Below are 1,129 nucleotides of genomic sequence, written 5' to 3'. Positions count from 1 at the left end.
CTCGCGAACGTCCGCGACGGTGGCGACGGCCCACTGGGCGGCGCGCTCGTCCATGCCGAAGCGCAGGGTGCCGGCCCGGTCAGGGAGCCGGAGACCGACTTCGGGGAGCAACTCGAACATGCGCAGATGGTCGCAACCCATGGCACTGCGCCACAAGTTTGCCGATCGGGCACGCGAGGTCTGCCCTGTGCCAGCTCGGTGCCGGTTCGGGCAGCAACGGCTCGATGAGCAAGCACATGCGTCGCGGGCGGCTGTGCGGCCCTGCTGCAGGTGTTCAGAGGGCTTTGCCGCGGGCGATGTAGAGGTTCATGCCGGCGAAGTCGAGGGTGATGTTGTAGGGCTTGTGGAAGGTGTGGAAGAACGCTGCCCGGACGTTGAATCCGTAGGGCGCGAGGGCGGCTTGCGGGTGGGTTTCGCAGTAGATGCTGCGGGCGGCGGCGTTGCCCAGGCGGATCTCGCGGGGATAGCACGGGAAAGTGGTGGCGGGATGGCTGTGGGCGAACGTCCCGATGGGGCGGTCGTGGTCGGTGCGGATGTTGAGCTGCTGGGCGGTGGGCCCGAAGAGCACGGCGGCGCTTTCGCCGCCGCTTCCGCCGAAGTTGACACCCACCACTCCGGTGCGGGAGCCGGCGATGCTGCCCGTGGTGTGCAGGTACTGGTCGGCCAGCCACAGGGGCAGGGGCTCGGCTCCCGCCCGCAGCGCGGCGGCGCGCGTCGTGCGGGCCGATGCGGGGGTGGGGCGGCGCAGGATCAGTTTCCGCCCCGCGTAGTCGAAGGTGGTCAGCAGGTGCTGGAAGACCCACGTGCCGATCATGCCGTCGCTGCCGGTGCCGGTCTCCTGGCCCGACTCGGTCGACGACCAGCCCACCGGAACGTTGCGCAGTTCGATGCCGCCCAGCCGCAGGGAGTCCAGGATTCCGTAGTAGGCCCACATGGAGCCGCCCTCGAATTCCACCTTCTGACGGGCGAGGGGGCGCAGACCGGCCTCCTTGGCCGCCGCCGCGCCCAGGCTCAGATTCGAGGCACCGGTGTAGAACGTGAAGGCCTTGGCCGGTCCGCCGTTGAGCGAGGCCTCGACCAGCGGCATCGGGTCCATCTGCTGTATGGGCAGCCGGGCGGTGTCGCCGTG

Annotated in this window: 1 protein-coding gene; it reads right to left on the bottom strand. The window is 69.8% G+C overall.

The features are described 5' to 3' along the window. Nucleotides 1–274: 274 nt before the first annotated feature. Nucleotides 275–1,129, bottom strand: an 855-nt coding sequence (locus ACQKIP_RS47980; protein WP_427745931.1) for an aspartyl protease family protein, incomplete at its 5' end; no start/stop codon positions are given.

The sequence above is a fragment of the Streptomyces sp. NPDC059900 genome, assembly GCF_050270335.1.
Taxonomy (GTDB): Bacteria; Actinomycetota; Actinomycetes; order Streptomycetales; family Streptomycetaceae; genus Streptomyces.
This window is presented reverse-complemented; position numbering and strand designations above follow the sequence as displayed.